This is a genomic window from Holtiella tumoricola (assembly GCF_027857615.1).
Taxonomy (GTDB): domain Bacteria; phylum Bacillota; class Clostridia; order Lachnospirales; family Cellulosilyticaceae; genus Holtiella; species Holtiella tumoricola.
Genome location: NZ_JAQIFT010000002.1, coordinates 1 through 8,320, shown reverse-complemented (window position 1 = coordinate 8,320; position 8,320 = coordinate 1). Strand labels below are relative to the sequence as shown.

At 34.7% G+C, this 8,320-nt stretch carries 9 protein-coding genes; all 9 read right to left on the bottom strand.

From position 1 onward, the window contains the following. Positions 1–304 (bottom strand): DNA (cytosine-5-)-methyltransferase (gene dcm, locus PBV87_RS00100; RefSeq protein WP_271010683.1); only part of this gene is annotated, 304 nt, incomplete at its 3' end. A gap of 441 nt (positions 305–745) precedes the next feature. Further along, the gene (locus PBV87_RS00095; RefSeq protein ID WP_271010682.1) at positions 746–1,450 is read right to left on the bottom strand and encodes a recombinase family protein; all 705 of its coding nucleotides are present in this window, start codon (positions 1,448–1,450) and stop codon (positions 746–748) included. 516 nt (positions 1,451–1,966) lie between these two features. Beyond that, complete coding sequence (locus PBV87_RS00090; RefSeq protein ID WP_271010681.1) at positions 1,967–2,770, bottom strand: hypothetical protein; 804 nt, start codon at positions 2,768–2,770, stop codon at positions 1,967–1,969. A 430-nt stretch (positions 2,771–3,200) separates the two neighbouring features. After that, positions 3,201–4,406 carry a DNA-primase RepB domain-containing protein gene (locus tag PBV87_RS00085; RefSeq protein WP_271010680.1) on the bottom strand — a complete coding sequence of 402 codons (1,206 nt, stop codon included), beginning with the start codon at positions 4,404–4,406 and terminating at the stop codon, positions 3,201–3,203. A 257-nt stretch (positions 4,407–4,663) separates the two neighbouring features. Continuing rightward, on the bottom strand, positions 4,664–4,798 hold the full coding sequence (locus PBV87_RS00080) for a hypothetical protein (protein WP_271010679.1): 135 nt from the start codon (positions 4,796–4,798) through the stop codon (positions 4,664–4,666). A gap of 567 nt (positions 4,799–5,365) precedes the next feature. Next, on the bottom strand, positions 5,366–6,280 hold the full coding sequence (locus PBV87_RS00075; protein WP_271010678.1) for a coiled-coil domain-containing protein: 915 nt from the start codon (positions 6,278–6,280) through the stop codon (positions 5,366–5,368). 122 nt (positions 6,281–6,402) lie between these two features. Further along, a complete protein-coding gene (locus PBV87_RS00070) occupies positions 6,403–6,918 on the bottom strand; it encodes a hypothetical protein (RefSeq protein WP_271010677.1) in 516 nt (171 codons plus the stop codon). A gap of 164 nt (positions 6,919–7,082) precedes the next feature. After that, entirely contained in the window at positions 7,083–7,694 is a 612-nt protein-coding gene (locus PBV87_RS00065) for a PDDEXK family nuclease (protein WP_271010676.1), read from the bottom strand. Between the two features lie 15 nt (positions 7,695–7,709). Then, on the bottom strand, positions 7,710–8,320 hold a 611-nt coding region (gene dcm / locus PBV87_RS00060; protein ID WP_271010675.1), incomplete at its 5' end, for a DNA (cytosine-5-)-methyltransferase.

Here is an 8,320-nt window from a genome sequence, read left to right as displayed (position 1 = left end):
CTTCTAAAATTCTTACTACATCAAAAAATAATGTTCCTTGTGTTGGATGTTCAAAGCCCTCTCTCTTTCCGATACTACTAAACGGTTGACAAGGGAATCCAGCTATAAGTACATCAAAATCAGGAATATCTTTAGCATCTATCTGTGTAATATCTCCACTTGGCATTTCGCCAAAATTTTCTTTATATGTTTGTTGGGAAAATCTATCCCACTCTGAGGAAAACACACACTCCCCGCCTACTCTTTGGAATGCAATTCTCATCCCACCAATTCCCGCAAATAAATCTATAAATTTAAAGTCCATAGGATTACATTACCTCCAAATCGTTCTAATCTCTAGTTTGTAATTATACATAGCCATACGGAATAAATCAACGTGTCCTTAGTTGGGTATTTTACCCTTAGGTATTCCCCCTTTATCTATAAATCCCCGCCTGTTTACTAGATAGGTATACAAACCCCCTATATATATCTCTCTTTTGAAAAAGGTTTCTCTTTTCTACCTATTAGTTTTAACTTTAATAGCTTTTTAGCCTAAAGTAAGGAGCAGTAGACCCTTAAAGTAATGTGTTGGTTTAAGCTTATGTAGGGCTTTAATGTATGCCTGTAGGTCTTGGTGGGCATAGTGTTAGGCTATCCCCCTGTTAAACCACCCAAAAATGGGGTATATCCGTGGGGACAACTTGGGGGCCTCAGCGTTTGGTGTGCGTACCAATTGAAAATTTAATAGCAAAAAAGGATTAGCTTATGCTAACCCCTGTTCTTCTTTGTACATTTTTACATATTTAAAATAGCTTGTTTTCTTAATATCCATAAGTTTCATGGCTTCTGTAGCAGTCATTTCTTTATCCTGTACACGTTTGTAATACTTTGCAAAGTCCTTTGGTAGTTCTGCTTTTGGTCTACCTGTACTTCTGCCTGTCTTACTACTGTATTTTTTACCATCTGCATCTACAGGCATCAATGCGATACCTTGCACCTGTCTAGCTTTACGCTTTTCTGTTTCTTTCTGTGCCACATATGATAGCGTATTTATAAATTGGTCACGTAATAGCTTATCTGTTGCTTCATCACCTGTTTGTATTACAGGGATGTCTAGGAAGTGGATCTTTGCTCCTAGACTTTCAATTTCTGCTATCTGATTTTTAATTTCTGTATAGTCACGTCCAAAACGGTCTAGTTCATGTACATATACTATATCATCTTGTCTGATAACTTTTTTCATAGCTTCAAACGATGGTCTATTAAAATTCGTACCTGTCTGCTTATCTATAAATAGGTTCTTGCCTTGGTCAGCACAACCGTATTCTTTAGCTACTTCAATCTGTCTCGCTTCATTTTGTTCTTTTGTACTTGTACGAATATAAAATATGTTCATTTGCTCTACCTGTCCCTTTTCAATTTCATCTGATAAACATATTTTACCACTTAGTTCGCAAAAGGTCAACATGATTTCACGAACCCTTTTTGTTTTATTTTTGGTCTTTTTTTTATAATAAATACTATCTCTTGTGAGTCCGCTATAAGTATACCTTTGCGAACCACACAAAAAGGCACACCTTAAAGTATGCCCTATGTATTGATTTTATTAGATTTTAGCTATTTTGTAAGTAAATATATTAGGATTAGAACTATAATCACTTCTTGCATATACAGCACCTACCTTTCTTGGTTTTATGATGTATATTACTTAGTGTATGACCGTTTAATAACAAATTTTTGTTCTAATCCTGTTTTATACCTCATATACTTGTACGTTATCTCTTGACTATCAAAGGATTAAGGGTATTAAAATAATTATTGTAATCATTGACAAGGACAGCCCCCAACACACTCGTATTTCTATAAAACTTCTTTGGTCTTTCATCTGCTCCACTCCTTTTTAGGAGTATGACCTAACCGTATAACTTTTAAGCAATAAAAAAGAGGGCTACTGCCCCCTAGATTCATGGAAAACCTTTTATATTTATATAGATTTAATATAATTACTAAAGATATGGATCGCTCCATCCTCTTCTTCAATCACATTGAAACCTAATTCCTTTACATAGTTTAATAACTCTTCAAACGTCGCTCTTCTACCTAGTTTCATCACCCTGTAGTAAAATTCATGTTCTATCAGGTCTTGTTTATCTTTCTCCGTTGATACATAGCAATTGTTAAACACTCTTACAAACTCTGCTTGTTCCTTAGAGATTAAAAATACCTTTGGATCAATATTCTGTACCAGGTGTTCTATTGTAGCAGCATAAGCACCTACTACACCATTTCGCACGTACTGCTCTAGGTCATATTTTTGTCTTGTGGTATAGATATCTAACACATACTGTTCCACATATACTAGGATCAAGTTATCTATTTCGACCCCTGATAACTCCTGTAGGGCTTTCTCTATCACTTGGAGTCTAAAGTCTTGAATGTATAGGAAAACGTTGTTAACTGCCTTTAGTGATGGAATTGGATCATACATAGGCATCGCTATAACATCTACACCCTCTAATTCCCCATTCTCTTTTAATTCCACATATCTTTGACGCATATCTGTGGTTGCATAAGGTTTACAACTATCTTCTGTAACCACTTCTACATAAGTAGATGCTTTTAATCTACTACAGACCTCCGTTGCACTTTCTGCTCCAAACGTCTTAATTAGAGATTTTCCCCCTAGTGCGTGTACTAGTGATGGTACTCCTACTACATCTGTTGTAATTACGTTCTTTGGTCTGTTGTCCTTGATTGGATCAGCACCCTTTTTCTTAGTTTTTAACATTTCTGAATCCCCTTATCAAATTTTTTATTGTTATATGGCAATAAGTCCATACCACCTTTCCCCTAAAAGATGATACAGACTTACACCATTGGTTTGAAAGGTGATACAGCAATATTGTCTTGTTTCCTAGCAAGATAGGAAGTTAAGATAACAACAACTATAGTGTAGCATGGTAAGGGGGTGGTACTTGGGGATCATGGGACACTTGGTAAATATTACTTTTTGATTTAAGTTTTTAAATCATGTGAAGAATGTGGAAGTCATTGCACAGTTCTCGGAGAACTAAAAAAAATATGTAGAATATCCCTATGTATTTTGTACGGTTGTTTAAGAATATAAATCCAAAAAGCTTTAATGAAACCAGCTACTCGTTTCCCCAAGAGCGAACAAGGCTACGCCCATAATATAAAGCGACGTTTCGTGATACCACCTATATATTCCAATATCTCTTTACTGTAGCGATTCCTATTTTAAATTCTTCAGCTACTTTTGCTTGGCTCAACCCTTGATTTTTAAGGTTTTGTATAGATTCTATACGTTTTTGTTTATCATTTTCCCTCTGAGTTAATCCGTTTTCATTTCTTCTACTGATTTTCTTCTTAACTTTTTCCCTCTCATTGGCCTCAGCCTTTGATATTATTGTCCTAAGGTGCTTTTGTTCCTCTAGTGAAATATCTAAGAGTTCTATTAAAGTTTCATTCTTGTATTTGTATTCCTTTTTCTCTGCCGATTTGGTGGCTCTTATTACTTCTCTCTCATTTAGAGGTTGTAAGAACTGACTATTAATTTCCAAAGCATCTTCTAACGCTTTTTCTTTATCCTCAGTAAAGCAGATCGAGAACATACGATACAAGAATAATATATTTTCTCTACTTCCTTTAACATCCCAATCCCTTAATTCACATAGCTTTATGAGGTCTTGCATCCTTGCATAGTGTAAAGAATGAGTAGTAAACAAACTAATTACTTTGGGCTTTCTACCTTTTCGCTTTTTAGTTATTTCCTTTGGCTCCAGAAGTGGTAGATAATCTCTTTGAATATCTCTTAATTCATAATCAAAATTAAATCTATCAAGCACCTCTACAATGGTATTAGATTTTGTATTTAACGTTCCAGGCACTCGTAGAACCCTTGTACAGTCTAAAGCCTTACGGTCTGCTCCAAACTCTTTTAATTGATTATATAAGAATGATTCTATGCCATTCCATAGTGGTAGTGCTTGACTTGGTGTCTTTTTAAGAGTCCAAATTAAATATAATCCTCTTCCACTATCTACAATCATACTCGGTTGTGGAATTTTTATATTAAAATACTCTTCCCTAAGTTGCATCAGCACTTGCTCTTTATTGTATGGGGTGTTATAGACATCTAGATCAATGTATAAGGTATTTAATTGCCTTAAATATTCCGCTCGTCTATAGGTACTATAAAAGGCATTCATTGAGATATAAGCATTAATATTATTAATTATTTGCTCCCCATCCTCTATAAGTTCCTTGTACTTGTGGTGTCGTTGTTTATATTCTTTTTCTTTATCTGCTACAGTTACCCAACATTTCGCATCTACCTTGTTATGTAAGGCTTGTACGTGGGTGACCTTTTCTATTGGTATATAGTCGGCTTGTAGTGCTCCCATAAAAAAAGCACCTCCCTTTCTTCTGTAAGATACATGAAAAAGTAGGTACACCGCTATTGACTATTAGTATTTTAAACCCTATAATTAGAGTATAAAAAATACAAATAGCCTTTACGGTTATACATATGGGAACTCTTAGAAGTGGTCAGGTCGCCAAACTTAAACACTCTAGGAGTTTTTTTCATGTCCGTATTTATTTAGTTATATTATATTACAATTTTCAGCCTTAATCCAGCCTATTTATATTTTCTAAGGGTTTAATAGAGGTTATTTTGTCGTTTAAAGCAGTAGGAATCTACACCCCATATTTTACCAATACCAATACGATTGCCATTTGGCTCTACATTTCCTCCGTCAATGGTGGGAAATACACTAGGTTGGTGTAGATTCATTTTACAAAGCTAGTAATACCAATGCTTACAGACGTTAACTCTTTAAAGAAAGAAGTAAATATAGTGTATTTTCTTTTTTACTATTCTATCTACACTAAAACACTCACCTATGACGGAGGAATAGAAAAATCGAACGATAGTCGGAGTTTTTATTAGGTAAAATCTATTGAGAATCTACAGACCATATTCTTCCATATGGCATAATTGATTGCCATTAGGCTTTAACTTCCTTTGTCAGTAACAGATTCTACAAATAGTTCTGTAGATTCGTTTTTCAAACGTAGTAATACCAATGGTTACAAGTGTTATTCCTTATAAAGAGAAGTAAAAATCCTGTAGATTCTTTTTACATGAGAAAATACAGAGAGAAAATACAGAAAGGATGTATGTGACTAGGAGGAACAGGAAACCAAACGGTAGTCGAATATATTTTTTATTTGCAATTTGCGTGGTAATAAAAGTGCAGCCATCATTTTAAAAAAGTGACATTTGTATAGTAATAAAAGTACAATTTTATATTTTACATAAAAAGTCCCCCATACATAACCTGTAGGGGGATTAGTTTATTTATTCGGCTTGTGTAGTGTTTTCCTTTTTGGTTTTGGTGTTCTTAGGTTTAGCAGTAGTTTTCTTTTGTTGCTCCAACTGCTCTAGCAGTTCCCTATACTTACTTTGGTACTGTTCTATATCTGCGTTGTGTTTATCCTGTAAAGCCTGTACTTTGGCTTGGTGTTCCTGTTGTAGCGCCAGAACGCTCAGATTTGCATCTATTTCAGCTTTTCTTCTCGTGGTGTCCAATTCATCGGCTTGTTTAGTTAAAAGCTCCTGTAGGCTATTTTCGTGCTTTGTAGACTGTTCCCGTAGCCTTTCACCTGATTCTAGTATCTGTTTAGCTTGTTCTGTAGCTACTGCGTTAAGTTCTTGGAGTTTCTTCTGTAGTTCTCGGTTCTCTTCCTGTAGGCTCTTGTTCTGCTCCCTATCGGCTTTGTATTCGGCTAGTAGCCCTGTGAGGGTATCGTTCTTCTCTTTGTACTCTGTTACTAAGTCTTCTAAAGTTTGGGTTGACTTAGTTAGTTGGTTTACTTGGTTGATATAGTCAGTATTTGCAAGGGTTAGGCTATCGTTTATACTGCTTATTTGTTCTCTTTCTTCTTCCAGGGTTGCAATGTCTCCTTGTAACCTTTCGATTAGCTTACCCTTTAATTCTACTTGTCTTGCAGCGTTATCATCTTTGTCAGCTAACATAGTATTAATTTTTGCGTTTGCATTGATAAATACATTATTGATACGTCTTGTCAGGCTTTCTAATTCCTCGATTTCTGAGGTTAAAACGTTTTCACCTTGTTTAAGTTGGTGCAGTTCGTACATATTAACCAACTGCTCTAGGAACTCCTTACTACTATCAAAGTCGTTCTTTACTATCTCTTGTACCTTTTCCTTTAGGTCTAAATCTAACTTTAGTCCCCATGTTTCTTGTGCCATACCACTAACCCCTTTCAAAATTGGTAAACCTACAAAACCTTATTTTTCAATAGGTTAACCAGTAAACTTAGTTTTCTATAGTATACCACCCAATAAAAAAAGTAGCAAAGTATTTTAACTCGCTACTTAAAAGTTTTCATCATCAAATCAATGGCTCTATAGAGTGCATCGGCTTGTGTTACGTTATTCTCTTTGCACCAGGTTGCAAAGCTATCGAATTGCTTTTCGTATACTCTTACATTTCTATTAATGGTCTTTCCCTTGTCCTCTTCGGTTTCTGATTGGATCAATTGTCTTACTTGATACTCTTGGATCAGCTTATGTAGTATATCAACCTCAGCCCCTGTAAATACTTGCTTTTGGGTTAGTTCTTGCTTGGGTTCTTGTCGTGGCATAACACCGTTACTACGTGTAACTTGTGGCTTTTCTTCTATTGGCTTTACTACTTGCTCTAGGGTCTGCACCTCCCCATCCTTAGGCACATACTTATTAAGTTTCCTATCACATTTAAAACCAGCCTTACTAAGTAGCTTTCTAGCCTGTCCATCACCATAGCCTAACTTTTTTTCTACTTCTGATACTTTCAAGCCTGTTTCTAATAGTTGGTTTACTTGGATCAATAACTCCTGTGCATCCATATTGCTCCCCCCTCCGTCTGTAACATACCGTTACTACGTGTAACTTTATATTAAGCCTTTATAATTGTTTCTACAATAATCTTTTTTATAATACACCATAACTACGTGTAACTCCCACCATAAAATAAAACCCTCCACTAAATATCTAGCAGAGGATTTTTATTTTAAAATTCAATTCCTAAAATTTCTTTTAACTTGGTAGCATCTCGTTTAGCAACTACTGCATTTTCAATTAAATCAATGCTTTCTGACTCTCTAAAAGCTATAGTCTTAACTTCTTCTAACCATGCATCAAATTCAGGCTCATTAGCAATAACAAATTCATCTATCCCTACATAAGAATTTTCTTCTTTTCTTCTAGTTGCTACTTCTGCCTTGGATAGCGTTAATAGATAGCACTTTGCTTTTCTATGAACGTACTTTAATGCCATAGATTCAATATCAGCCTGTTTCCAACGTTCTCTTAAGCTAGTCTTAGCACTAATAGCTACAGGGGTTTTTCTATTGTATAGAACCATATCAAAATCCACGTTAGGAACTAATGCCATTTTTGCTTGATAATAAATAGGGGAAATGCCTGCTCTTGTAAAAACAATCAATAATAGATTTTCAAAAATTGTCCCATTTACACTATTATTATTGGGAAATTCTGTTTGATATTTCTCATAGTAAAACTTAATAATTTCATGTGGTTTCATTTCATCACTTATAGGATATTTAGTAAATAATGATTTTATAATATCTACGCATGATGTACCATCTTTTTTCTTAGCCATTTGGTGTCACCTCCTTTAGGTATACTGTAACACCTCAACCATTTGTTTTGCAATTTCTTCTATAACAGGCACCGCTACACTATTACCAAACTGTCGGTACATTTGGGTTCTTGATACAGGAATTTTATATTCATCAGGGAATCCCTGTATTCTCTTACATTCAAGTTCTGATAGTAATCTTAGTCCTGTTTCTCCACCTTTTACAAATGTTCCTGTTAAGCGTTGTATTTTATGATAACTTGCTACTAAAGTCTTAACTTGGATCATTGAATCCTTATCAATAATCTGTGGTCTACCGTCATCTAACTTGAATAAATAGTTGTTTTGTGTTTTTTCGGATATGCTATACCCTTTAGGATCATCTTCTAAAAAGTCACAAATATAAGCTTTTTCTTCTTTTCCTTTTGGGAACTTGAAAAAATCACTTACTAAATCTTTTCTAAATCCTACTATAAACAATCTTTTTCTATTTTGTGGTACTCCAAAGTCTGCAGCATCTAAAACATCATAGTAAAACTCATAACCAACTTTCTTTAGTTCACTTTGAATTATTTCAAAAGTTCTTCCTTTATCGCTTGTTAATAAACCAGGAACATTTTCAAGTAAAAATCCTTTTGGTTTTTTTT

Coding starts and splice junctions, on each gene's coding strand:
- PBV87_RS00095 (WP_271010682.1), bottom strand. CDS start 1,450: ATGTTGACCTTTTGCGAACTAAGTGGTAAAATATGTTTATCAGATGAA.
- PBV87_RS00090 (WP_271010681.1), bottom strand. CDS start 2,770: ATGTTAAAAACTAAGAAAAAGGGTGCTGATCCAATCAAGGACAACAGA.
- PBV87_RS00085 (WP_271010680.1), bottom strand. CDS start 4,406: ATGGGAGCACTACAAGCCGACTATATACCAATAGAAAAGGTCACCCAC.
- PBV87_RS00080 (WP_271010679.1), bottom strand. CDS start 4,798: ATGAATCTACACCAACCTAGTGTATTTCCCACCATTGACGGAGGAAAT.
- PBV87_RS00075 (WP_271010678.1), bottom strand. CDS start 6,280: ATGGCACAAGAAACATGGGGACTAAAGTTAGATTTAGACCTAAAGGAA.
- PBV87_RS00070 (WP_271010677.1), bottom strand. CDS start 6,918: ATGGATGCACAGGAGTTATTGATCCAAGTAAACCAACTATTAGAAACA.
- PBV87_RS00065 (WP_271010676.1), bottom strand. CDS start 7,694: ATGGCTAAGAAAAAAGATGGTACATCATGCGTAGATATTATAAAATCA.